General features: G+C 30.3%; 19 protein-coding genes and 4 tRNA genes. 10 read left to right on the top strand and 13 right to left on the bottom strand.

Features of this window, described 5'->3' with window-relative positions; translation table 11 throughout:
* The 4 genes from HUE53_RS04325 (at position 1) to HUE53_RS04340 (ending at position 2781) form a co-directional block, all read left to right on the top strand.
* Positions 1-747, top strand: a complete 747-nt coding sequence (locus tag HUE53_RS04325; protein WP_192188736.1) for a hypothetical protein — start codon at positions 1-3, stop codon at positions 745-747.
* Between the two features lie 73 nt (positions 748-820).
* Positions 821-1114 carry a helix-turn-helix transcriptional regulator gene (locus HUE53_RS04330; protein ID WP_192188737.1) on the top strand — a complete coding sequence of 98 codons (294 nt, stop codon included), beginning with the start codon at positions 821-823 and terminating at the stop codon, positions 1112-1114.
* A 6-nt stretch (positions 1115-1120) separates the two neighbouring features.
* A complete protein-coding gene (locus HUE53_RS04335; RefSeq protein WP_192188738.1) occupies positions 1121-2494 on the top strand; it encodes a primase-helicase family protein in 1374 nt (457 codons plus the stop codon).
* A gap of 131 nt (positions 2495-2625) precedes the next feature.
* A complete protein-coding gene (locus HUE53_RS04340; protein ID WP_192188739.1) occupies positions 2626-2781 on the top strand; it encodes a DUF1737 domain-containing protein in 156 nt (51 codons plus the stop codon).
* A 63-nt stretch (positions 2782-2844) separates the two neighbouring features.
* On the opposite strand, the gene HUE53_RS04345 is transcribed toward HUE53_RS04340, so the two are convergent.
* From HUE53_RS04345 to HUE53_RS04360, 4 genes are read right to left on the bottom strand one after another with little or no spacing between them, the layout of a single operon-like run.
* The gene (locus tag HUE53_RS04345) at positions 2845-3750 is read right to left on the bottom strand and encodes a DUF5655 domain-containing protein (protein WP_192188740.1); all 906 of its coding nucleotides are present in this window, start codon (positions 3748-3750) and stop codon (positions 2845-2847) included.
* 5 nt (positions 3751-3755) lie between these two features.
* Positions 3756-5123: a restriction endonuclease subunit S gene (locus tag HUE53_RS04350; RefSeq protein WP_192188741.1), complete on the bottom strand. Its 1368-nt coding sequence runs from the start codon at positions 5121-5123 to the stop codon at positions 3756-3758.
* 4 nt (positions 5124-5127) lie between these two features.
* A complete protein-coding gene (locus tag HUE53_RS04355) occupies positions 5128-6630 on the bottom strand; it encodes a hypothetical protein (protein WP_192188742.1) in 1503 nt (500 codons plus the stop codon).
* Between the two features lies 1 nt (position 6631).
* On the bottom strand, positions 6632-8836 hold the full coding sequence (locus tag HUE53_RS04360) for a restriction endonuclease subunit M (protein WP_192188743.1): 2205 nt from the start codon (positions 8834-8836) through the stop codon (positions 6632-6634).
* A gap of 588 nt (positions 8837-9424) precedes the next feature.
* Here HUE53_RS04360 and HUE53_RS04365 point away from each other — a divergent pair.
* Both HUE53_RS04365 and HUE53_RS04370 read left to right on the top strand, forming a co-directional pair.
* Positions 9425-9829, top strand: coding sequence for a hypothetical protein (locus tag HUE53_RS04365; protein WP_192188744.1), 405 nt, complete (start codon positions 9425-9427; stop codon positions 9827-9829).
* 19 nt (positions 9830-9848) lie between these two features.
* On the top strand, positions 9849-10214 hold the full coding sequence (locus tag HUE53_RS04370; RefSeq protein ID WP_192188745.1) for a BRCT domain-containing protein: 366 nt from the start codon (positions 9849-9851) through the stop codon (positions 10212-10214).
* A 113-nt stretch (positions 10215-10327) separates the two neighbouring features.
* Here the strand turns inward: HUE53_RS04370 and HUE53_RS04375 are convergent.
* The 9 genes from HUE53_RS04375 to HUE53_RS04415 form a co-directional block, all read right to left on the bottom strand.
* Positions 10328-10400, bottom strand: a tRNA-Met gene (locus HUE53_RS04375).
* A 36-nt stretch (positions 10401-10436) separates the two neighbouring features.
* A tRNA-Met gene (locus tag HUE53_RS04380) sits at positions 10437-10509 on the bottom strand.
* Between the two features lie 34 nt (positions 10510-10543).
* A tRNA-Met gene (locus HUE53_RS04385) sits at positions 10544-10616 on the bottom strand.
* A gap of 34 nt (positions 10617-10650) precedes the next feature.
* Positions 10651-10723 (bottom strand) — tRNA-Met (locus tag HUE53_RS04390).
* Between the two features lie 88 nt (positions 10724-10811).
* Positions 10812-11930 (bottom strand): histidine decarboxylase, encoded by a 1119-nt coding sequence (locus HUE53_RS04395; protein WP_065213047.1) that lies wholly within the window; start codon positions 11928-11930, stop codon positions 10812-10814.
* A gap of 337 nt (positions 11931-12267) precedes the next feature.
* Positions 12268-15186, bottom strand: coding sequence for an FAD-binding and (Fe-S)-binding domain-containing protein (locus tag HUE53_RS04400; protein ID WP_014166373.1), 2919 nt, complete (start codon positions 15184-15186; stop codon positions 12268-12270).
* Positions 15187-15252: 66 nt separating this feature from the next.
* Positions 15253-17145, bottom strand: a complete 1893-nt coding sequence (gene serA / locus HUE53_RS04405) for a phosphoglycerate dehydrogenase (protein ID WP_065213046.1) — start codon at positions 17143-17145, stop codon at positions 15253-15255.
* 50 nt (positions 17146-17195) lie between these two features.
* Complete coding sequence (locus HUE53_RS04410; protein WP_192188746.1) at positions 17196-18560, bottom strand: hypothetical protein; 1365 nt, start codon at positions 18558-18560, stop codon at positions 17196-17198.
* Positions 18561-18647: 87 nt separating this feature from the next.
* On the bottom strand, positions 18648-19466 hold the full coding sequence (locus HUE53_RS04415) for a DUF1338 domain-containing protein (protein WP_014166376.1): 819 nt from the start codon (positions 19464-19466) through the stop codon (positions 18648-18650).
* 205 nt (positions 19467-19671) lie between these two features.
* Between HUE53_RS04415 and HUE53_RS04420 the strand changes: the two genes are divergently transcribed.
* The 4 genes from HUE53_RS04420 (at position 19672) to HUE53_RS04435 (ending at position 25143) form a co-directional block, all read left to right on the top strand.
* The gene (locus HUE53_RS04420) at positions 19672-20142 is read left to right on the top strand and encodes an Lrp/AsnC family transcriptional regulator (protein ID WP_014166377.1); all 471 of its coding nucleotides are present in this window, start codon (positions 19672-19674) and stop codon (positions 20140-20142) included.
* A gap of 595 nt (positions 20143-20737) precedes the next feature.
* Positions 20738-21598, top strand: coding sequence for an Rpn family recombination-promoting nuclease/putative transposase (locus tag HUE53_RS04425; protein WP_077225590.1), 861 nt, complete (start codon positions 20738-20740; stop codon positions 21596-21598).
* 416 nt (positions 21599-22014) lie between these two features.
* Positions 22015-23388 (top strand): right-handed parallel beta-helix repeat-containing protein, encoded by a 1374-nt coding sequence (locus HUE53_RS04430; protein WP_192188747.1) that lies wholly within the window; start codon positions 22015-22017, stop codon positions 23386-23388.
* A gap of 609 nt (positions 23389-23997) precedes the next feature.
* Positions 23998-25143, top strand: a complete 1146-nt coding sequence (locus tag HUE53_RS04435) for an 8-amino-7-oxononanoate synthase (protein ID WP_198424914.1) — start codon at positions 23998-24000, stop codon at positions 25141-25143.
* Positions 25144-25171 lie beyond the last annotated feature (28 nt).

Raw genomic sequence — 25171 nt, forward strand, 5'->3', positions numbered from 1 at the left:
ATGAAAGAAAAAATTAAGACAATTACCAAAAATAATTCAGTATTAATAGAAAGTTATAAAAATGATTTTGGAGAAATTTTATCTAACCAAAATGATAAAGAACTTTTTTTGAGCGAGTCATATATGTACTTATATATACAAATAAACAAAACAATTTCTTTACTTGAATATAAGGAAATTGAAACGTTAAGCACATTAAATCTACTCAATCAATTAATTGAGTTGAAAACAATATTTTTTAAATTTTTAAATAAAAAATATAAAAATAATAGTTGGGAAAACATTGTTGGATTAATGCAAAGTTATGATGATGAATTTATGTATATATCTCCATCAATGTTTAGTGAAAAGCATCTTGATTTAATTATACAGAAACTTTATAAAAAAAATGATTTAGCTTCAAATTCAACTAAATCAAAAAAAAATAGTCAAGAAAAGATTCATTTTGAAGTAGCGGTTGAATTTGTGAATGGAAGAATATATGATTTATTAAAAGAAAGAAAATCAGAAGTAGAAATCTCAAAAATCATTTTCGATAACCGTAAATTTAAACCAACTTCATATCGCCCATATATAAATAATTCTTTAAGTCATAGACCGAGTGAATTGAGACAATGTATATTTAAAAGAAAAAATGCTGAAATAGAATTGAATGAAGTTTTAAAACATTGTATCTCTAAAAAACATATAATATCGCAAAACTTTATTGAGGATTGCAAAAAACATAACATAGATTTAGAATTATAAAAACTGAACTGAACTAAAAAATAGTTCAGAAATTACCAAACGACATTTGCTCCATAATTAAAAAGATACAATTATGGAAAATAGCAAAATACTACAAATTCAAGAGATAACAGTTTCTGAATTAAGCAACATTATTAGAGCTTCTGTTAAAGAAGAATTACAACACCTAAATAATGTAAAAACCAACAAGGAAGAAAACGACGAGGAACTTTTATCTCGTAAAGAAGTTTTACAACTTTTAGGTATTTCTACTGTTACCCTTTGGAATTATCAAAATAGTGGACGAATAAACGTTTACAAATTTTCCAACAAATGTTTTTATAAGAAAAACGAATTGTTAGCATCACTAATTAAACTTGAAAAATAATTAGCTATGGAAAACAATTCTAACTCAAAAAAAATAACCTTTTGGAGCAAATCATTTAGAAGTAATAATACAATTTACAAAATAAATCCTTCTGATTTAAAACGTTATATAGCATCTATTAATATTTGCATTTTTGCAATAAACAATCAAACAAAAGTCATTCAGTTTATTAATGGAATTGCAAAGGAAATTACACCACAAGAAGTATTTAATATTTGCCTTAAATATGTTGAAACTTTCGAAAATAAAGTTTTAACGAATGCTTTTTTAACACAAGGCGAAACACTTATTTTGAGTAAAAAAGCAATTTTAGGGAGTCTAAATATAACTGAATTATTGCCTGTAAGAGACCAAATAGACAAATCATTTATTTTTTATGAAAATTGTTTTGTTGAAATTTCGCCACATTCAGGATTAAAAATTAATGAATATTCTAAAATTGATTATCTAAATGGTTTTGTTTGGGAGAAGTCAATATTGAAAAGACCGTTTTCGCAAAATAATGAAGTTTGTGTTTTTGAGAATTTTTTAAGGTTGGTTACCAATAACGAAGACCACTATTTTTGTATTGTTTCTGCTATTGGATATTTGTTGCATAGTTTTAAAAATCCAAGTTTAACAAAGGTTGTTATTATAAGTGATGAAAATACAGAAACTGAAAACAAAGCAAATGGTGGAACTGGAAAGGGAATGATAGTAAAATCAGTTGAGCAATTTAGGAATGTAGCATCGCAAAATGGTAAAAATATAGACCTATCGGATAATCGTTTTGCTTTTCAAAGTGTAACTTTATTTACAAATGTACTTTTTTTAGATGATGTTAAGAAAGGATTTGACTTTGAGCAATTATTTTCGGTAATAACAAGTACAATGATTGTCGAGCAGAAACACAAATCAAGTTTTGAAATTCCGTTTGAGTTTTCGCCTAAAATTATAATTTCTACAAACTACCAAATAAGCGGAGATTCGAGCAGTCATAACAGACGTAAATATTTGATATTCCTAAATAATTATTTTAGTGATTTATATACTCCTTTTATGGAATTTGAACACTTGTTTTTTACTGATTGGGATAAAACAGAATGGAATAGATTTGATACTTTTATGTTAAGTTGCATTAGAAAATTTTTAGAAAACGGTTTGGTTGACTATGAAAAAAACAAAGAATTGCAATTGAAAAAATTGAAACAAGAAATTGACCCAAGCGTTTTTGAACTAATGGAAAACAGATTTAATGAATTGAATAGGTACTATCTTTTGAAAGCAACAAATTTGAAAAGTACCAAACAAATTTCTTTATACGCCCAATATAAAGGATATGAATTTAAAACAAGAATAAATAATGGTTGCACAGAATTTATGTTGAAAGAAAAAAAATAAAATTTATTAGTAGAGTTAATAGAACAACTTTACAACAAAGTAGATTTTTTAGACAAACACTATTACACAAAGTTGTTAAAAAAAAGCTCTATTAAAACTACTAAATATTAATAATCTAAAATAGAAACAAAATGAAAAAAGTAAAAATTGTAAGAGAAGTGAATCCGCAAGATTTTGAAAACAAAGTCAACGAATTATTAGCCGAGGGTTGGGATATTAACAGCAATTTAAGTATTGACAATGAATACCATTTTTACATAATTATGACTAAAAGAGCAGCATCTTGATTGTGTTAATAATTAAAAAACGAAAGCGGAAAACCATTAGGCAATCCGCTTTTTTTGTGCTTATTATTTTATTGCCTGTTTTACCAAGCTCATTATATATTCAATATTTTCTGTATCTGTAACCACAACTTCGTAATCTCCATTTCCCCAATGTCCCATTTCTGAAACATCACGCATTATATTTTTTGGGTCTTCTAATTGACCTTTTTTAAGGTTTATCCAAATTTTTAACCCTTTTTTTTGAATACAAATATCAGCAATATTTGAGTTCTTTTTAAAAGCAATATAATCTAATTTGGGTTGTATTTCTATATCGTCAGAAAGATTAAGAATTGCATTTTTAAAAACTTCATACAGTTCAATAATTTCATCGGATTTATTGCCAGTATGGTCGTCTTCTGTGTAAACTTTTATTTCTTTTGCTATGTTTTTTAAAGTTTCGTTCTTCTCTGTAATTGATTTTATACTGGTTGCAGAATTTGTTTTCTTGTACGGATTAATAACAATAATATCTCCCTCAAATCTTTTTATTTCATACAATTCAATCCCTAAATCTTTAAAGTTAGTAGCTTGTTTTTGATTTTCAGTAAAATTAGTCGAAACAAAAATTACTCTTGTTTGCGACCAGTCAATAGTGCTACTATGCAACGTTTTATTAAGCGTTTCGTTGTAGGCAAGAATAAAAGTAGCTTTATTTTCAAGCATTAAATTAAGATAGGTAAACCCTTGATCTACGACACTACTATTTTTATCTCGTTTGTATTCAATAATAATAAAAGCCTTGTTTTGTTTGTCGTATGCCAAAGTATCTATTCGTTTATTTTGAATAGTAAACTCGGATTGTACCAACTCCAAATCAAGAATTTCTTCTAAATTATCCTCAAAAATCTTTTGGATTTCCTTTTCTAACTTAAATGGTTTTTCCTTAATGCTTGAAAAACTACCGCTTTTATTGTTGTATATATTCATAATAATTAGCCTAAAATCATTTTTTCTACTTCTTGCTTTGCCTCTTCTAAAACCTGTTTGGCTTCTGTTTGCAAAGATTTTATTTGTTCTCTAATGCCAGTTATATAATTTACTATTTCTTTTTGTTTAGAAAGATTAGGCAACGGTATCGGAAGCGACTTAAATTCTTCGGAATTAATATTAGATTGCACCGCTGGTCTTTCAATTGCACTAACCCAAAACTTATAAATTGAAGAGTTACAGAAATTAAAAATAAAGTCGGGCAAAACTTTTGTTTCATCAAAAACAAACCTAATTAGATAACCTGCAAATATTGCCTTTTGCTCAATTTCTTTATGAATATAGCATCTTCCAACTGAACCACTTCTTGCAAATAAAATATCATTTTGATTTAATTTATAAATTTCATTTATTGTTTTAGCGGTTTTCCATTTGTCTTTTTTCAAAAAACCAAATTCATCTATATCAGTTATTCTAATGTATCGAACATCATTTTTGGATGTTGGATTACTTGCTTCTTCGTTTGCACCATATTGAGGAGATTTAATTGTTAAACTCCCTAAATTAACAAAGTCAAAATTCGCTTTTTGATTAATAAGAAATTCATATTTACTAATATAATCAGGGTCAAACCTACTACCTACAACTTCGCTAAAATTAACAGTAAACATTCTGTTTTCAATTTGGTTTGCTTTTTTAGGCAACGTTAAACCCAAAATATTTAGCAAATAGGTATCTATACTTTTTAAAAGTTCTTTTGCTTCAATTTCTTTTTTCTGTTTTTTTATGTTTGCTAAATTGTATAAATCAACAATTTGATTTTGTTTCTCAATTGATATTTTTGGGATTGGTAAATTATTTATATCCTCTGTTTGAAGTCTTGGTAATGTATTACCAGTCATTAAATGTTTAGTCTGATTAACAATTAAATCAGAACGCAAGTAAATTGATAAAAATTCATTATTAAACTTTTCACTTTGGAAAATATGAAATTCTGTAGAACAAAGTCCGTCAAATTCTGCTAAATATACTTTGTTTAGATATGGTCTTAATTTAGGAAATAAAATTTGCCCTTTCTTAAAGACTCCTGCACTACTAATACTCTGCTTGTCGTTGGTTACAATGTATTCTCCTGTATTACTTTCTATGTTTTCTAAACCAATATAAGTATCATTTGAATTTATTTCACTTGTAATCTTTTTAACGTTTTTTACAACGTGTTTAAGTTTTAAAATATCGTTATTAGCTTTTAACTTTTCGATAGCATTTCTTCTTTCAAAATGATATTGGTGTGGGTCAATTCTACCCTCCAATTCTGAACGATTGATAAGAAAATATTTGTTTGAATTTATATTTTGAGTTGCTTTTTTCATTTTGTTAGTCAATTACAAAACCATATTTTGCTTTTAAAATATCTAATATGTTTTCATTAACAATTTTAGTTAAAGAAACAGTTAAAGCACTTTTTTTGTATGAATGGTAAGTATCGTTTGAATAGTCAGATTTTGGTTTTGTAGAATCTTTTTCACGCACTAAAATAGTGTGTTTATTTAATGCTCTTGCCCAGCCAGTTTCGTACAATACATTGGCATTGTTATCGCTAATATCTCCAATAAAAATTCCGCAATTTTGAATTTTATTTATAATGTCCTGTATTTGGTCTTGAGTAGCACCTTTGTTTTGCATTATTGGATAAAGTGAAATTCGGATTTGATGTTTTTGGGCAATTTCTTTTATTGCATTATCATATATTGTATTGAACTCTTGAACCACATCAGCATCGCCATCAAAGAAAGGCATTGCAACAAATACTTTTATTTCACTTTTTGCGTACTCTTCAAATAAGTCTATAATATTGTATTCTGAAATATACTCTATAAAATCTATTCTATGATTTTTAACCCAAAGTAAAAAATGTTTAGCATCTTTTATAGTGGTTAAATAATATACCAATGATAATAAGATAGTTGGATTGAAATTTATATCGGTATCGGCAAGTATTGTATTGGTATGACTTAATGCGTTTTGAACTCTACTTATCAAGCCAGTTTTTCTAACTTTTTTATAATCTATTAATAAATTAATCAAAGAAACTGTAAATGTTTTTTCATTACCAGTAATAATATGTTTAACATTTGGATAAACACTAAATTCTTTTGTTTCTGATATTATTTTGCGAACTAATTTACCATCAGTTTTTACAATTTCAGTTACTTCTTCATCTGTAAATCTTTTGGTGTTATTAATAATACCTTTTAAATTCTCTTCTGAAGTTAAAGGAATCGTTTTTGTGTTTATGTTATGAAAATATACTTGTACTGATTTATCAAAATTTTCAGAATCTTCATTTGCTACAACTCCGTTTTCATCATAAAATTCTTGTCCAAGAATTATACAAAAAGGTATTTTTAAATTATCAATAAAAGACGAATTTGTTTCTTCTGATGCTGATAGTCTATGATTACCATCTATTCTATGGAATGGGTGATTATTGCTAGAAATTAACTCATTTAAAAAAGTGTTCTCAATTTGAAGTTCGGCTTGTTTAAAATCAAAGTTTTTACTTGGTGTAAATTTTAACGATACATTTCTATTTTGAGAAGAAAAAGGTTTCCCTAATTCGATAAATTGTAATGGCGTTTGTTTATTTTTTTCAAGAAATTCAAGTTTCATTTTAAATTTAAAACTTAAAATAACCTCGGGAAAAAACAAATGTTTTTCTGTTTCAAGAAAATTGCTAATTATTGCCTGTTGCTTATCTAATATATCCCTTTGATATTCATAATCGGCTTTTGAAATTCTTGCTAATTCCTTTATTGGAGCAAAACCTCTTAAACATAATTGACCTAATGACCTATCTATTATTCCTGTTAAAACCATATTAATAATTTTCTATTTCGTTAATAAATTTAGTCAATTCAGTCTTAATCAAATCTAAATCCCCGTCGCCTTGCCCTGTACTTTTACCAGTAGCATCGTAGCCTATATCTTCTGCAATAGCCATAAAAATTGGATAGTCAGGTAATTTAACTTGTTTGTCTTTTAAAAAAGCATCTTGCAACTGCTCTTTCAAATCGTTTACCTTTTCAGAATAAAAAGCGTTAATATCTTCTTTCCAAATTCTATATTCAATTGTCTTTTTTAAGTCGTAAATACTCATAGTTGGGTAAGGATTGTTAAAACCGTCTAAATCTTTAATTTTTTGAGTTTTTTCCTTTTCCCACTTTTTTAATTCCTCGTAATATTGAAACTCTTGCTTTAAGTTGATTTGAATACTTGCTTTTAAATTTCTTAAATGTTGAGTTTGTTCTACACTATTTTTTTTAACAAATAAAACAGAGCTTTTAACTCCTGCACCAGTGGCACTAAATGCGGTTGATGGAATGCTTACTACTGAAACAATTCTAAATTTATCTTCTATTCCATCTCTAACATATTGTAAACTACTATTTGTTAAAATCCCATCAGGTAATACAATAGCCATATAACCACCAACTTTTAAAAATTTGTGGCATTGCTCTATAAAAAGTATTTCTGTATTTTGATTTTCTCTTTTTTCAATAGTTGTTTTGCCTTTTACATCAAGCCAGTCGGGTTCTTTTTTACCAAAATCGTAAGTGCTTAAATATGATTTTTCACTTTTTTTAATAGAAGAACCAAAAGGCGGATTGGTAATAATAAAATCAAAATGATTGTATTTAAAACCTGTGTTTTTTGTCTTTAATGCTATTTCATCTGTGCTTAAAAGTCCGTCTTCCGTAATTACGTTTGTATGTCCATCATCGTGAATAATCATATTCATTTTTGCGGCTCTACTTATCTGCTCGTTTATTTCGATACCGTATAGATTTTTTTCTGCAAAGTCGTGCCAGTATTTTTTCCAACGGTCAAATTGTTTTGTGTCGCTTTTATAGTTTGGATATAGTCTGTTTGCTTCTTCTCTTACCTTGTTTAAAGCATACAACAAGAAACCACCACTACCACAAGAAGTATCTAAAACAAATGAATCGTTTTTTATTGGTAAAACATCAACAGTAAATTTTACAATTGGTCTTGGTGTAAAATATTGTCCAAAATTTCCACGAAAAAAAGAATCCATAAAAGTTTCAAATGCTCTTCCTTTCGCATCTAAATCAGTATCTCCTAAATTTATATCTTGTAAATAGCCAACGACTGTTCTAATTTTTTCAGCAGTTAATCTTATGTTATCTCTAAAAACTTCTGCATCTTTTTTTCGTCCCTCTTCGTAAAGTAAATTTACTCTTTCTAAAAGGCGTTTGTTTTCTAAATCTCTAATTGCTCTACGCAATTCGTCATTACTTAAACTTTCCCAACTTTTCACTTCTTCTTTGTGTGCCGTTATTATTTGGAAATCGTAAGGGTCGCCAGGTAATCTATGTTTTCTTTCGTCCCAAATTTTACAAAAAATAAGTTTATCTAATTCGTCAAAAGCTTCTGATGGATTTAGTTGTCCTCCAGCCCAAAGTGCATCGTGAGCCTGTTTAAATCTTGATGTTAATACGTTTTCTTCAACTACTTTTAAATCAAAAAACTTTTGCTTTCCCTCAACTTTTTTAGTTGCATCTGCCTCATAAACATATTTGTATGTTTCTAAAATTTTTACTCCAAATTGCGGTATATCGGGTTGGGTAATTCTTGTGTTACGCTTTTTATCAACTTCAAAATATTCGTCTTTTGCTCCTGATGTTACCCAAACATATTTCACATCATTTGGTAAAGCATAGGCATAACTATAAGCCTGTTCTATTGCTTGTAAAAATTCTTGTTCACTTACCGCTTCTTTTTTGCATTCTACTAAAATATGGGGTTGGGTGCAATCATCGTCATTGTAAACTATTATGTCAGCTTCTTTTTTCTCGCTTCCCATTGTTACAGTTTCATACATCTTAATTTTGCTTGAACTATAACCATATTGTAAAACCAATTTTATAAAAGTTTCCGCTTGAACTTTTTCTTCTGGATTTGAATAATTTCTTGGTCTATGGAAGTTACAATAAGTGATTTGTTTTTCATCTTCACTTAACGTAATTAACTTATTTATAATACCTTGTTCAATTAAATTCATTCTTTTACTTTATATAAAATTTAACTGCGAAAATTACGGTTATTACTTAAACTGAACAAGTGTTTTAGATGATATTTCAAGTCTTGTTTATTTTATTTTAACAAAGTCTAAAAATATAACACTTTTTACCTGAAAATATACGTTGAATAGCTTTAAATAAAGCTCTTACAAGTATGTTTTATGCAACAACAACAAAATATATAACAATTTAATAAAAGTGTGTTAAGCCTATGTAATTCGCAGTGCGTAACATATTGCAATCGGTCATAAATACGCTTACAGTAACTAAATTGTTTTATTGCTATTGCAGTATTAATCTTATAATGTAAAATGAATAAATAGTTTTATATTTGTGGTATGAAATAAAAATTGAATTCAACATATCGGCGTCCTCTTTCTTGTCAGCAAAACCGACCAAGTTAATACAAGATACGAAGAGAATAAAGGTTGCACACGCAAAGGCGTGGGCTTTCTTATTCTTCGTATGCGTTCTTGGTCGGACGTTGCTGGCAGTTAGGAAATGTCCCACGCTGATTATTTTAACTAACTTCTGTTTGGGGACGTTTGGGAACAAATAATAAAAAGAGAATGGAAAAGTTTGACAAATCAAATCCTTACAAACCAAACACACAAAAGCAAGACCCCAAAAAGGCAGTAATTACGTTTCTAATCTTTGTAGTAGTAGCAGTTTTTGTAGTAGTAAAATGTGGTTGCAATAATGAAGAAGAAAACAAAGTAAAATCGTATGATAAAATTGATGCTTTAACACACGCACAAATTTATATCAAAGAAAAATTAAAATCCCCAGCATCGGCAGAATTTGAAGGAGGTGCTGATGGAGTAACGAAAGTTAATGACACTACTTTTATTGTAATTGGTACAGTTGATTCACAAAATAGTTTTGGAGCAATGTTAAGGTCTAATTATTCTTGTAAAGTAATATTCCATCCGAAAACTGACACACACGATATAGAAAATGCGATTATTCAATAATTAAACTTGAAAAATAATTATGAATTTATCAGATAAACTAATACGAATTATTCGCTCAAAAACTGAACTAACAGAAACAGAGATAGATAATTTAACAGAGCAAAAAGGTTGGGATATTGTTTATACATTAACAGTAAAAAAAGAAAAACTTAATGAAATTTGTTTTACTGGTTTTTCGCCAACAGATAAAAAAGAAATAACTCAAATTGCAGAAAATAATAATTTTCATATAGCAAAGAGCGTAACAACCAATTTAACTTTTTTATGTTGTGGAGATAATGCTGGACCATCAAAAATGGATAAGGCAGAAAAACAAGGGACACTTTTACTAAATAGGGAAGAATTTTATAAACTTATTCAAACCGGAGAAATACCAAAAAAGTAAAAAATAAACTTGTTTTATTATTTACAAAAAACTTTACAATACATAAATAATACAAATGTAAAAATCAAAAATCCGTAACTACTTAAAATTAAGTTTGTTACGGATTTTCTTTGTAGCGGGAACAGGACTCGAACCTGTGACCTTCGGGTTATGAGCCCGACGAGCTGCCTACTGCTCTATCCCGCGCTGTGCGATTTGTATTTTTAGTCTTTTCAAACTTAGTAGCGGGAACAGGACTCGAACCTGTGACCTTCGGGTTATGAGCCCGACGAGCTGCCTACTGCTCTATCCCGCGCTGTGCGATTTGTATTTTCAGCATTTCAACTTAGTAGCGGGAACAGGACTCGAACCTGTGACCTTCGGGTTATGAGCCCGACGAGCTGCCTACTGCTCTATCCCGCGCTGTGCGATTTGTATTTTCAGCATTTCAACTTAGTAGCGGGAACAGGACTCGAACCTGTGACCTTCGGGTTATGAGCCCGACGAGCTGCCTACTGCTCTATCCCGCGCTATTTCGAGTGCAAATATATAACGTTTATTGATATCTACAAGCACTTTTAGCTTTTTTAATTTATTTTATTTTCAAAAAACTACAAATCAACACTTTAAACTTAACACATCCGAAATAAACTCGTCTATTTGCTCAAAAGTAACATTGGGCATGCAAATAATATGAGAATATCCTTTTTCAGTAGCTAGTTGCCATTTTGCACAAACCTCCACGGAGGGGGAAGGAAACACAACCGTAATAGCATTAGGATTACGCCAAGCCTTTACACCTATTTCGTTCAATTTTTGCTCAGTATAAGCTGCCACTTGCAAACTATGTTGTGTCCGTAAAGCAAAACCTTCAAGACCTAATTTTTTAATGGCATACCATAAAAACAAAGGACTATGCCCATTCCTAGATCCTGTAATCGTAGCATCTGAAGAACCTATATAGGCAATTTTTTTAGCTATTCTATCACGATTTTCTTTTTTTACCACTACTACTCCTGAAGGCATAGGCGAACCAATAAATTTATGCCCACTTACGGATATACTATCACATCCATCTACAAAATCAAAAGCAGGACGAGGCTCTACGAAAGGAGCAAATCCACCTGCTAGAGCAGCATCAGCGTGAACATAATGTTTTTCAATTGCCATATCTGCAACAATTTGTTTGATCGTTGGGATATGATCTTTAGCTTCTGTCATAGTTGTCCCAATATTTGCTACTACTACAACAGGACGATGTCTATTATAACGAATGGCTTCTTTTAGATCTTTATAGTCCATCTCTCCATTTTCTTGTGAACGAACAATGACATACTCCATATTAAGAAGCGTTACATTTTTTTGAATACTATAATGAGTATCCTCAGAGAAATAAACCATAGCATTAGGATACAATTCCCTGGCAACATACAAACCGTATAAATTGCCTTCTGACCCTCCATTTGTAACATACCCCCAGACATTCTCAGGATTGGCTCTAAAAAGTTCTGCAAAAAAACGAACGACTTCTCGCTCCATTTCGCGTGAATCTACTTGATAGGTTGATTTTACAAATGGATCGCCTAAATTGTTCATTGGAAATTGCAAAAAAGGGAGTAGTTCAGAATAATCAAAATCTTTAGAGACTGGATATCCTAAAAAATATTTTGTACGGTCTTCTACTTGTGATAATAATTGTTGTAATTGCTGAGAGACTTCTAAATCGGGATTACTCATTGTGTTTGTTTTTTCAACAAAAATAACATTATCAGAATATTATATTACAAACAAACCTATATTTAGAAATTAAATCTATTTTAACCTTATTAAACAAAAATAAATTCTAAACAACAAACACTTCAACAAACGAAATCTTAATAAATTTCGACTCTCCAAAACAGGAAACCCAAACGAATCTTATTATTTAGATTCATTTGGGCTTTAACCTGTTTTGTGTTTTATTGAAGTACTATTGCCTTAATTCTTTTTGAAGAAAGAGGCTTGTCCGAAAAGGTTGTAACCTTGTCATTTCACCCTTTTCAGACACCTTCTTCGTTTTATAATTACTCTATTTTTATTTCAGTGCTTTATATAAAATCTCTACTGGATGCTGCGCTTGCCTACCAGTTCCATCTGCAATTTGATGACGACAGCTTGTTCCTGATGCCGAAATAATTGTTTCTTTTGATTCTTGGCGAATCGTTGGAAACAAAACCAATTCTCCGATATTCATTGAGATTTCGTAATGTTCTTTTTCATATCCAAATGAACCTGCCATACCACAGCAGCCACTTGGTATATTTAAAACTGTATAATTTTTAGGTAATGACAATATTTGTTTCAAGGGTACTAAGGAAGATAAGGCTTTTTGAAAACAGTGTCCGTGCATACGTACACGTTCTTCTTTATCTGTAAAATGATCAGAAGTTATTTTTCCTTTTTCTATTTCTTGTGCTAAAAACTCTTCTATTAAAAAAGTTTTTTTAGCAATTTGTTTTGCTTTATTTTTTAAATCATTTCGACACAAATCGGGATATTCGTCTCTAAAGGTTAAGATAGCAGATGGTTCTATTCCTACTAAAACAGCCTCTTTAGGCAGCAAATCATATACTTTTTCTACATTTTTTTCGGCTATTTCACGGGCAATTTTTACCATTCCTTTCGATAAATAGGTTCTACCGCTGATTCCTATTGATGGAACGATAACTTTATAACCTAATTTATTTAATAATTTAACAGCTGTTTGCCCAATAGTTACATCAAAATAATTTAAAAATTCATCACTATATAGATAAACTTCTCCGTTTTCAAAAGTTCCTTCTTGATTAAATTTAGCTATCCATTTTTCAAAGGTTATTTTATACATTTCAGGAAGGGAGCGTTCTGTAGCAAATCCTGTTGTTTTCTTTACTAGGGTTCCTAAAAATCCTTTGGTTGACAAATTATACAAAAAGGGTACTTGAGCAAACATTTTGTTTACTCGTGGCGTATGACCTATTAATTTAGAACGAAATTTTATTCCATTTTTATCATGATACTGTTGCAGGGCTTCTGCTTTTAACTTAGCCATATCTACATTTGAAGGACATTCTGATTTACATCCTTTACAACTCAAACATAAGTCTAAAACATCTATTATTTCTTCGTGATCAAATGGATTTATTTTTTTAGAATGTGTGATGGTTTCTCGTAAAATATTAGCTCTTGCTCTTGTGGTATGTTTTTCGTTACGAGTGGCCATATAACTAGGACACATGGTTCCTCCGCTTTTTTCGGTTTTACGACAATCTCCAGAACCGTTACACATTTCTGCGGAACGCACAAATCCATTTAACTCTGAAAAGTCAAAATATGTTTCTGGCATTGGTGTTACTTGTCCTACTTGGTAACGCAACGAAGTATCCATGGGAGGTGTATTAACAATTTTACCTGGATTGAAAACTCCCCAAGGATCCCAGGTATTTTTTACTTGAATAAACATTTGATAAATATCTTCACCTAACATGAATGGAATAAATTCGCCTCGTAACCGTCCATCTCCATGCTCTCCACTTAATGAACCTTTGTATTTTTTTACCAAATATGCAATATCTGTTGCTATCGTTCGGAACATATTTGTTCCTTCTTGTGTCTTCAGATCTATAATAGGACGCAAATGCAATTCGCCCGTAGCGGCATGCGCATAATGTACGCAAAATAGATTCCTGCTTTCTAAAATTTTGTTGAATTCTTCAATAAAATCAGGCAAATCTTCTACAGCTACTGCCGTATCTTCTATCACGGCTACGGCTTTAGCATCTCCTGGAATATTAGACAAAAGTCCTAAACCTGCTTTACGAAGATTCCATACTTTATTTGTATCTTCTCCATAAACAATTGGAAAATGATAACCTAAGCCTGCTGCTCGCATCTGCTCTTCCATTTTTTGAGCTGTTTCCTGAATTTCTTCTACTGTATCACGAAGAAATTCTACTACTAAAATAGCTTTAGGATCGCCTTGAACAAAGAAACGATTTTTACTTTGTTCTATATTTTCTTTGGTACAGTCTAGAATATAATGGTCGATTAACTCTACACTATCTGGATTGTATTCTAATGCAATTAAATTAGCCTTTAAAGAAGCATTGATACTATCGCAGTGCACACACACCAAACCCGCTTTAGGTTTTAAGGCATCCACTAAGTTTAACTTGATTTCTGTAGCAAAAAATAGAGTTCCTTCCGAACCTGCAATGAGTTTACAGAAATTAAATTTTTCTTGAAAGTTTCCAAAAGGTGCTGTATCAGCTAATAAATCTAAAGCATATCCTGTATTACGCCTTGGAATTGTTTTTTTGGGATAATTGGCATTAAACAATTCTTGGTTTACGGGGTTAGATAGTATTTCTTTGGCTTGCAAATAAATTTTTTGTTCTAATTCACTTACAACATTTATACCTTGACACTTAGCTTCAAACTCTTCATTGGTTAATTCTCCAAAAGTAACCTCATTCCCATCTGCTAAATATCCTTTGATTTCTAATAAATGTTCACGAGTAGAACCATAGACGACTGAACGAGCACCACAAGCGTTATTCCCTACCATTCCTCCAATCATACAACGATTACTGGTGGATGTCTCGGGTCCAAAAAATAAACCGTATTTTTTTAGATCTAAATTAAGTTCATCTCGAATGACTCCTGGTTGTACCCAGGCTGATTTTTCTTCTTTGTTGACACTTAAAATAGATGTAAATTTTTGGGATATATCTACCACAATACCTTGCCCAACGACTTGACCTGCTAAGGAAGTTCCTGCAGCGCGTGGTATAACACTTAGTTTATTTGTACGAGCAAAATCTATTATTTTCTTTATATCTTCTTTTGATTCTGGCACCGCAACAGCCATAGGCATTTCACGGTATGCACTAGCATCTGTGGCATACAGTGTACGCATGGTTGTATCATGGTATAACTTTCCTTGTAATGATTGTTCTAAAACATCTAATTTCATGCTCACTTTTTAATTCTTTTTAAACAGAAATTTTTAATTTCTTTTGATACGTTATGTTTTTAATGATTAATACAAGATTCTATATCGTATTGTATTGGGTATCATTTTTAATTGTTTTTCTAAATCTGGATCATAAAAACTATCTACATCTGTAATTACGTACCCTATTTGTTCATTTGTTTTTAAATATTGTCCTAAAATGTTGCAATTTGCATTGGAAAATATTGTATTAATTTGTGCCAATATCCCTTTGACGTTTTCGTGTATGTGCATTACTCGATGGGCATTATCAAATTCAGGTAATTGAATTTCGGGCAAATTAACGCTTCCAAAAGTAGTTCCTGTATTGATATACTGTATTATTTTTCTTGACACATAATTTCCTATATCGTGTTGGGCTTCTTCTGTACTACCTCCTATATGTGGTGTTAGTATGACATTATCTCTTCCACGCAGGGCGGAGAGGAATACCTCATCATTATTTTTAGGTTCATAAGGAAAAACATCTATAGCTGCCCCTCTTATCTTACCACTATCTAAATTAACAATTAGTGCATCCATATCTACTATATGTCCGCGGGACAAATTTAAGAATACTACTCCATTTTTCATCGCACTAAATGCGTTTGCATCCATCAGTTGTTCATTATTTTCTCTTCCATCAACATGCAAAGACACCACATCTGCCACTGCCAACAGTTCTTGTAACGATGCGCATTTTTTAGCATTTCCTAAAGCTAGTTTATCTACCACATCATAAAAGTAGACTTGCATTCCTAGGGCTTCAGCTAAAATAGAAAGTTGAGATCCAATACTACCATATCCAACAATTCCTAATTTTTTCCCTCTAATTTCTACACTACCATTAGCCGACTTATCCCAAATTCCTTGGTGCATTTTTTGACTTTTTTCAAAAGTAGCACGCATTAGCATGATCATTTCTCCTATTGCTAGTTCTACGACTGAACGTGTATTACTATAAGGGGCATTAAAAACAGCTATTCCTTTTTGACTACAAACTTGTAGGTTTACTTGATTGGTTCCTATACAAAAAGTACCAATTGCATGCAGTTTATGGGCGTTTTCTAAAACACGTGCTGATACGGTTGTCTTAGAACGAATTCCGAGTATGGATACCTCCTTAATCTGTTCACACAACTCCTCTTCTGATAGTGATCCTTTTAAACTGGTAACTTGATACCCTTCGCGTTCGAATTGAGCAACTGCGTCTGGGTGAATGTTTTCTAATAGTAAGACTTGTATTCTATTCTTAGGATAAGAAACGGACGCTTTTACGGACAAATCGTATAAGATCTCATCTAAAGAGGGAGCTACTTTTTCTGCTAAATCTAATACTACTTGACGTTTTATATTTTCGGTAAAAGCATAAAATTTAGATACTACTCCGTATTGTAGTGTTTCGTAATCGGTATAGCCATCACCTATCATGATTACTTCTCCTTCTAACTTTAAGGATTGAATTTTTAATGCTTTTCCTTTATTTTCACACAGTTCTTCTTTTTCATCAAATCCTACTATATTTCCTTGATGATCAAAAACGAAGGTATTTGCTAATACATTTTCGGGTTTTATTCCAAACTCTTGGACAATAGGTACTATTATTTCTTTGAATCCGTTTGATATAACGTACACTTCTTCGCTGTGTAGTTTAAAGAAGTTTTTATTTTGAATAACAGATGTGGAAATTTTATCTTTTAATTTTTTTATTAATTCTTCTAGATGATCTCGATGTGCTTGTAATAAATGAATTCGTTTTGATAACGATTCTTTTAAGGTAATACGTCCTTCCATTCCTTGATTGGTTATTTCTTGAATGGTTTTTAGAACTGTTTCGGCTATAGGTGTTTCTCCATGAATAATAGTACACAATTCATCGAGTGCTTCTACTTGTATAAAAGTACTATCGAAATCGAAAATAAAGATTTTGCGTTGTGCCATAACAGATTTAGTGTATTTTAATAATTTGAAAACTAAATTAATAAAAGAATTTACTTGGCTACGGAAATGATCTGAATTAATTCATCTAAATGCTTTAATTCATACTTTTTCAAAATTTCAGGATCTATATCTAAGTATTTTAAGATTTGTTTTGTTGCTCTATTCTTTTTATTGGATAACCGAACGCCTTTATTTTTTCTTTTGTCTTTTATGATGAATTGTTTAAAATCTAATGCAATATAAAATTTTTGATTTTCATATACTATTTTTCTAAATACAGACCAATCGGGTCTTAATTCTTGTGCACTTTGTATCGTTTCAAAAATTTCAAAAACATCTTTATTAACTACATCAAAAGCAATGTAGGCATTGGATTCGTAATGATTTTCTATAATTACTTTTTCATCATATTTTCCATGAATAACATAGGGTTTCAAATCCGTATCTAATGGTTTAAAGTAAATGTGTTGTTTACCAGTCTTAAAACTAGGGTCATCATTAAATCCTTTTACTAGATCAAAAGTCCCTATTCCCACAATATCTTCATGTCTACACAAGAAATATTTAGAACTTTTGTCAATATATTTCACTTCTTCATTTTGTTCTGAATCGGTCAAAACAGGGGAATAGTTCCTATTGATAAAATGTCCCAAATGATAATTCTGTTGAAAAGCCTTTGTCGCTAAAAATTGCATTATTACTTCTTTTGGCAGTGTGTCATATACATAATTCACACCGTTTCGAACGACTAATCGATCGATTTGCAAAGCTTCTGAAATCCTGAAGAAATCAGGATGTCCATAGGGAGCGGTATCTTCTATTGTGCAATAAGAAGCAATTAAATTGCGATCTAAATCAAATAGGATGTATTTAATATAATTTAGTTGATAATTTTTACATTTTAGACTTTCTTGTTTCTGTTCAAAAAAACCAACTTTTTCTCCGTGAACGAGTAAGTCATTTGCTACGATTTTAAATTCTTTAGTACTTATGTTTTCTTCAATTGGTTTCGTTTCAACGGGTTCTAACTTTAATCTTTCTTCATCTATTGTAAAAAGACGTTCTAAATCAAGTCCTTTTTGATTCAATACATGGTACTGACATAGCATCTTGATAAATTCTCTGGAACGACTAAAGGATTCTTCTAAAACTTTTAATCTTTTTACATCTGAGTAGTTAGGGCTAATCAATTCAAATTGAATTTCATTTATTTCTTTACAACCTCTACAAGGTATCATTTTCGCATGAAGCATCAAATTATTATTCAGATCATATAGATCATATTTGAAGCGATTGGATATTACTTTTAGCTGAAGAACTGGAACGCCATCTATAGTTACTTTTTCGTTTTTTATTTGAATAGTTTGCGCGCCTGCTGTTAGAGAAATGAGCAATAAGAAAATTTTTTTAATCATGCTAGTTTCTTTTAATTTTTTGTTTTAAAACAAAAAGAGTTCTCTTATTTTCACAAGAGAACTCTGTATTATTTTTTATATAAAAACTTATTTTGCTTCATTTTGAAGTTTCACGTCTGTACTTTCAAAAATTTTATCTGCTGAAGCAGCTATAAATCCTGAATAAAGCTCTCCATTAGCCATTGGATAACGCAACGCAAATTCATAATAGCAAGAAGGTATTTCTTTAGCTCCTTCATCAAAGTTTACTGTATATAAATCAGCTAATGTGCTTGATTGTTCTAATAGTTCAGCAGGAGTTCCCTTAATTTCACCACCAGAAGTATTTAATTTCCAACCATTGTCTTTTAAAAATTGGTTTAAAGACTGTAATGTCGGAAATTGGGTCAAGGCATTCACATTAATTGTAAAGTGATTAGCGCGGAAACCATAAATATACATCCACGCTGCATATTCCGATTCTTCTAATAAAGCGGAATAGGTTGCATTAGAAGAATTATTCCATACAGCGCCACTTAAAATTAAATCTTCTTTTTGAAACACTGATTGGTCACAAGCGTCTAAAGTTTCTTTTACCGTTTTTTGTAATGATTCTGAACATTTAGCTAATTCTAATTGTGAAATAAAAACGCGTGGTGCGCTTTTATCTGTAGCGTGTTCATAATGTTTTGCAAATAATTTTTTAGATTCAAAAACATATTCGCCTTTTGGCTCATAACCTGCTTTTAAAAAAGGTTTTTCTAAAACCGAAATATCGACACGTTTATCATCGTATGTACGAATAGCAATATGGTCATTTCCTATTATTTCTCCTTCAGCAGCTAATAATGCGTGAATTTTTTGAGCAGATGGAGTAATAGCGATGTATTGCTCCCATAATTTTGACAATAATTGATCTTTATCCATGGTGTTGTTTTCTTTTAATGTGACACAAAATTAGTATATTTATAAGTATATTTACAACATCTAAGTAAATTTATTAAAATTTGACTTTTATAGACTCTTAATTGTGTTAATTTAACATTTTAAAAACAATATAAAATAGGCAAAAAGATCAATATTATTTTTTTACTTATTTTCTCATTAATACCAAACTTTAAAAAGGATAAAAATGTCACAGGGGTTAAATAAAATAATAGATTATATCAACAAAAAAATAATTGAAAAGCTAAGTTTAGATGGTCGTTTTGCCTATTCTGAATTGGCTAAGGAATTAAACATTTCTAATTCATTAGTTCACCAACGAATCAAGAAAATGCAAGAAGCAGGTATTATCAAAGGTTTTTCTATTAAGCTTGATGCAAAAGCTATGGGCTACGAAACTATTACCTATACAGGAATTGCTACTAAAGAAGCTCGTTATTCTTATTCTATTGCTGAAAGACTAAAAGAGATTCCAGAAGTTGTAGAATGTCATTTTGTGTCTGGCAAATATGCTTTATTTTTAAAAATTGTAGCTACTAACAATGAAGAGTTTAGGAAAATTTTATACGAAAAAATTCATATTATTGAGGGTGTTGGAAGTACTGATTCATTCATTTCTTTTGGCTCTGCATTTGAAAAAGAGATCCCTATACTTTAAGCTTATCCTTTCTATTTTTGTATATCTGTTCATCGAATTTTAAAAATTAAATAGGTAAATTCCTTTTATCTATTAGTGTTATTTTACTAGAATCCTAAAATTACTCAAACCTACTTTAATAAGTAGGTTTTACAAATAAAAAAGAACATCATATTCACTATACAACGCGTATAATTATCAAATCCAAATTACGCATTAGAGAATTTTAAAAAAAATATTGATTACCAATACTTTATTTTTTTAAGAACTAGAATTGATAAAAATTAAAAATTTTTATTTCAATGAGTTGTAAAAATTAGTTTTTCTAATGCGTAATCTGGGGTAAAAAATACTTACTGACTCAATAATGAAATGCTCCATTCAAAATTCAATAAATTTAAAATAAACTTCTTGTTTGAGTAAATAAAGTTTTTATTTCTCCTTATTTTTTTCGACGTTTTTGTGATCATAATATTTATTTTTAGTATTTCTATTAAAAATAGTCTTTCATAAAACTACTGAAAATCTAGTTCTATTAGTCGTTTGTCTATATGACAGCTAAAAACACTCTGTCAAATATTTTTTGTAAATTTGAATCATCAAACCATTTGGAATCATGAAGGCTAAATACATCAATCCGTTTACCGACTTTGGATTTAAAAAAATATTTGGGGAAGAAGCCAGCAAAAATTTGCTCATAGACTTCCTTAATACACTATTGCCTCAACACGACCAAATTAAAGAACTTTCTTTTAAAAACACCGAGCAACTCGGAATTACCGACCTCGACAGAAAAGCCATATACGACATCTATTGCCAAAATGAAAAAGGCGAAAAATTCATCGTAGAACTACAAAAAGCAAAACAAAATTTCTTTAAAGAACGAACCATTTATTACGCCACTTTTCCTATTAGAGAACAAGCCGAAAAAGGAGAATGGAACTATCACCTCAAATCCGTTTACTGCATAGGTATTTTAGATTTTACTTTTGACGATTACGAATCTGAACCCGAAAAAAGCGAAGTCGTACACACCATTAAACTAAAAAACCAAAATGGAAAGGTTTTTTATGATAAACTGACCTATATTTATTTGGAAATGCCCAACTTTAAAAAACAGGAAACTGACTTAAACTCCCGTTTAGACAAGTGGTTGTATTTTATTAAAAACCTAGAAGACTTCCAAAATATACCTACCATTTTCAAAGATGAGGTTTTTACTCAAGCCTTTGAAAAAGCCGAATTGGCTAATTTTGGACAATGGGAATTAGATAAATACGAAAGTAGTTTAAAAGTGTACAGAGACCTAAAAAGTATTATTGACACGGCTTTTGACGACGGTAAAGAAGAAGGAAAGATTCAAGGAAAAATTGAAGAAAAAATTAAAATTGCTAAGCAAGCAAAAACGATGGGGCTTTCAATTCCTGATATAATAAAGCTAACTGGACTATCCGAAAAAGAAATCAACGAGCTATAAAAGTGTACCCAAATGGTATCTAACTTTTTGGGGGCAATGCAATCCTCTGGCACACATTTTTATTACAGGAGACATTACTCTTCTTCTTATTATAAAATTTAAAATTATTTTATCTGTAAATTTTTCAATGTATAATTGTGGTTAAAACCTTTTATTTTATTTCTCTTATTTTTATTTTTTTTGAGGCCATGCCAATCATTTTAATATTTTTACAAAATAGCGTTTGATCCCCCCTTCTAAGGTTTTTGTTGACAAACGTCTACTTTATTACATTTCAGCTTAATTGAAATTTGATTTTGTACTTACAAACTACTATCTTTAATAAGAACAAAAAGCTAACGGGTTCTGCCATCATCACTAAGACGACAGAACATTGATAAAGATTTAACCGTATTTTTTCACCTTAAACAAAAAAAATGAAAAGAATATTAATACCATTGTTTGCCCTAATAATAATCGTTTGTATCGTTAATCGTTTGTATCAGGCTAATCATTGTACTTCTCCAACTAGTTATTATGTATCGCCAAGAGGTAATGATGCCAATCCTGGAACGATAGATTTCCCTTGGAAAACGATTCAACATAGTTTAAATAATATGCGCGCTAATAGCACCTTAAATGTTGATAGTGGCGTTTACAATGAAAAAATTCAAATTCCAGTTAATAATATTACGATTAAAAACCAAACTTCTACCCTTCCTATTATTGATGCAACGGGTATTGCCAATAAAAATTCTATCATCTCTATTTTAAACAAAAACGCTATTACAATAGATGGTTTAGAATTAAGAAATAACATCCAAAATGATGCCCAAGGTATTTTAATAGAAGGCTTGTGTAATGAAATAACTATCAAAAATTGTATAATTCATGATATTCATTTTTCTTCCAATCCAAGTGCTCCTGTAAACGCATCAACTAATGCACAAGGAATTATTGTTTATGGTACCAATCCTACTAAAGCAATACGTAATTTAGTAATAGAAAACAATCAATTATTCAATTGTAGACTTGGGTATAGCGAGGGAATTGCAATTAATGGTAATGTTGATAATTTTAAGGTTATGAATAATACTATTCACGATTTAACGAATATTGGGATTGACGTAATTGGGTATGAAGGCACGTGCCCTTTTCCTAAGAATGATCAAGCAAGAAATGGTTTGGTAAAAAATAATACCATTTATAATTGCGTTTCGTCTTCTGCTACATCTGGTGGAATTTATATAGATGGCGGCAAAAAAATTACCGTTGAAAATAACGAATCACATCATAATGGATATGGGATTGAAATTGGTTGTGAAAATATTGGTAAAACTACTGATGGAATTGTAATTCGTAATAATATATTTCATAATAATCAAGTTTGTGCAATTGCATTAGGAGGTTTTGATTATCCAAATGGATCCGGTAAGGTTACTAATTCTATCATTATAAATAACACTTGTTTTTCAAACGATTTTACCAGTTCTGGCAACGGAGAATTGTACTTATCTTATAGTGAAAACTCTATCATAAAAAATAACATTTTTCACACAAATTCAAACAGTAATTTAGTTTATGCTGAATTAAATCAACCTAATTTAAATTTTAATGATAATATTTTTTATTGTCCTGACGGGATTAATAATCTGTATGCTAATTGGAACGGCTCAAGTTATACAGGCTATTTTTCATTTATTATAGGGACTTCCTCTAATTTAAATTCTAAGTTTGCTAATCCAAGCTTTACTTCAACAGATATTAGTCCTCCGTGCTTTAATTTATTATCGAATTCATTAAGCAATTAATGTCAAAATAATTTTGAAAATTTTATAAACAGAAATACTGTTATTCATCATGGTACAGACAAATTTAACACAACTTAGTGGATCAAACTTATAAGACCGTAAGACATATTAAAATAGGCTCTCACCAGAAAAGTTATAATTTCCTTTCAAAGGGTAATTAAACCCAGATTACACATTAGAAGTTTATTACATATAAAAATGACTTTGAATCTGAGGCCGTCCAAAAGTGCACTGCCCCCAAAAAGTTAGATACTATTTGGGGGTATTTTTATGGAAAGAAAAGTCAAGTATGATTATGAATTCAACTTTTAGAACACCTTCATCCTCAATATAGCAAGACTATAGCTGTGGGACAAATTTTTAGTACCTTTTTACTTTCTTTGCCCTTTCATTTTTACCACAAAGACTAACACATAATCTGGGGTACATTGGGTTGGTGTTCTTATTTAAGACTCTAAACGTTTAACTATTAATAAAAATATTGTTATAACACAGGGTATTGAATTGTACCTCCATTTATTATCAGGAATAAAATTTAGGGGAGGCTATAAAACATTAACATTTATTTATAAAACAATCGCCTTATATTTAGGCGATTATTTTTTTATTTTGGAATCAATTACGTTTACTATACACGAGGCAATCCAAGATCTTCCTGTTACATGGAATACGATTGCGAAGGACAATGTTTTTTTACAAACACCTTATCTATCTGTTTTAGAAGAGTCTTCGCCTGTTAATATGCAGTGTTTTTACATAGCTATTTACGAAAAGGATCAACAGATAGGTGTTGCCTTAGCTCAATATATTCAATCACAACAATTATCTTCATTTGGTGATCGAGATAAGTGTCTTAGAGTTTACACAAGAAATTTTTTGCTTCGCCATTTTGCTTCTAATGTGCTATTTATTGGTAATAATATGATTACGGGACAAAATGGGTATGCGTTTAGCAAAAAGATGAATTTTTCTACTATTAGTCAAATTTTACAAGAATGTGCAAATCATTTGATCTTATATTTTAAAAAACAAAATATCAATATACACATCGTTACTTTTAAAGATTTTTATGACGATTGTAGCAATGAGTTAAAAAAATATTATTTTAAGAATATTTTTGAATTTAACATTCAGCCTAACATGATTTTTGAGTTAAATCCAGAGTGGAAAACAAAAGAAGATTATATAGCTGTTTTATCAAAAAAATACCGAGATCAATACAAACGTTCACATAAAAAGTTTGAAGGTATTGTTGCCCACGAATTATCATTAGAAGAAATTAAAATACATGAAGAAAGAATATATGCTCTTTATCATCATGTAGCTAAAAACGCTCCTTTTAACACATTTTTCTTGTCAAAACATCACTTTTATACTTTCAAAAAACAATGTGGTGATGGTTTTAAACTAACGGGGTATTTTTTGAATGATAATTTAATTGGTTTTCACACCTTACTTTTAAATGGTGAGTTACTGGAAACCTATTTTTTGGGATATGATGAATCTGTTCAAAAAGAAAATATGTTGTATTTAAATATGCTGTACAACATGACTGAATTTGGCATTAGAAATCAGTTTAAGAAGATTATTTTTGGCAGAACAGCTTTGGAGATCAAAAGTTCTATAGGAGCAAAACCGGTTGTAATGTCTGGTTTTATTTATCATAGAAATACGATTATCAATCGTTTTATTCATAAAATATTTGCTCGTTTAGAACCTCAAATTTCATGGCAACAACGCCATCCTTTTAAGTAGTTAACAGTAAGCAATATTTCCGTTATAA

Origin of the sequence: Flavobacterium columnare (assembly GCF_014844295.1) — a bacterium.
Lineage (GTDB): Bacteria > Bacteroidota > Bacteroidia > Flavobacteriales > Flavobacteriaceae > Flavobacterium > Flavobacterium columnare.

Bases quoted from the DNA above. Each gene is read 5' to 3' on its own strand.
- HUE53_RS04325 (WP_192188736.1), top strand. From the start codon at position 1: ATGAAAGAAAAAATTAAGACAATTACCAAAAATAATTCAGTATTAATA.
- HUE53_RS04330 (WP_192188737.1), top strand. From the start codon at position 821: ATGGAAAATAGCAAAATACTACAAATTCAAGAGATAACAGTTTCTGAA.
- HUE53_RS04335 (WP_192188738.1), top strand. From the start codon at position 1,121: ATGGAAAACAATTCTAACTCAAAAAAAATAACCTTTTGGAGCAAATCA.
- HUE53_RS04340 (WP_192188739.1), top strand. From the start codon at position 2,626: ATGAAAAAAGTAAAAATTGTAAGAGAAGTGAATCCGCAAGATTTTGAA.
- HUE53_RS04345 (WP_192188740.1), bottom strand. From the start codon at position 3,750: ATGAATATATACAACAATAAAAGCGGTAGTTTTTCAAGCATTAAGGAA.
- HUE53_RS04350 (WP_192188741.1), bottom strand. From the start codon at position 5,123: ATGAAAAAAGCAACTCAAAATATAAATTCAAACAAATATTTTCTTATC.
- HUE53_RS04355 (WP_192188742.1), bottom strand. From the start codon at position 6,630: ATGGTTTTAACAGGAATAATAGATAGGTCATTAGGTCAATTATGTTTA.
- HUE53_RS04360 (WP_192188743.1), bottom strand. From the start codon at position 8,836: ATGAATTTAATTGAACAAGGTATTATAAATAAGTTAATTACGTTAAGT.
- HUE53_RS04365 (WP_192188744.1), top strand. From the start codon at position 9,425: ATGGAAAAGTTTGACAAATCAAATCCTTACAAACCAAACACACAAAAG.
- HUE53_RS04370 (WP_192188745.1), top strand. From the start codon at position 9,849: ATGAATTTATCAGATAAACTAATACGAATTATTCGCTCAAAAACTGAA.
- HUE53_RS04395 (WP_065213047.1), bottom strand. From the start codon at position 11,930: ATGAGTAATCCCGATTTAGAAGTCTCTCAGCAATTACAACAATTATTA.
- HUE53_RS04400 (WP_014166373.1), bottom strand. From the start codon at position 15,186: ATGAAATTAGATGTTTTAGAACAATCATTACAAGGAAAGTTATACCAT.
- serA (WP_065213046.1), bottom strand. From the start codon at position 17,145: ATGGCACAACGCAAAATCTTTATTTTCGATTTCGATAGTACTTTTATA.
- HUE53_RS04410 (WP_192188746.1), bottom strand. From the start codon at position 18,560: ATGATTAAAAAAATTTTCTTATTGCTCATTTCTCTAACAGCAGGCGCG.
- HUE53_RS04415 (WP_014166376.1), bottom strand. From the start codon at position 19,466: ATGGATAAAGATCAATTATTGTCAAAATTATGGGAGCAATACATCGCT.
- HUE53_RS04420 (WP_014166377.1), top strand. From the start codon at position 19,672: ATGTCACAGGGGTTAAATAAAATAATAGATTATATCAACAAAAAAATA.
- HUE53_RS04425 (WP_077225590.1), top strand. From the start codon at position 20,738: ATGAAGGCTAAATACATCAATCCGTTTACCGACTTTGGATTTAAAAAA.
- HUE53_RS04430 (WP_192188747.1), top strand. From the start codon at position 22,015: ATGAAAAGAATATTAATACCATTGTTTGCCCTAATAATAATCGTTTGT.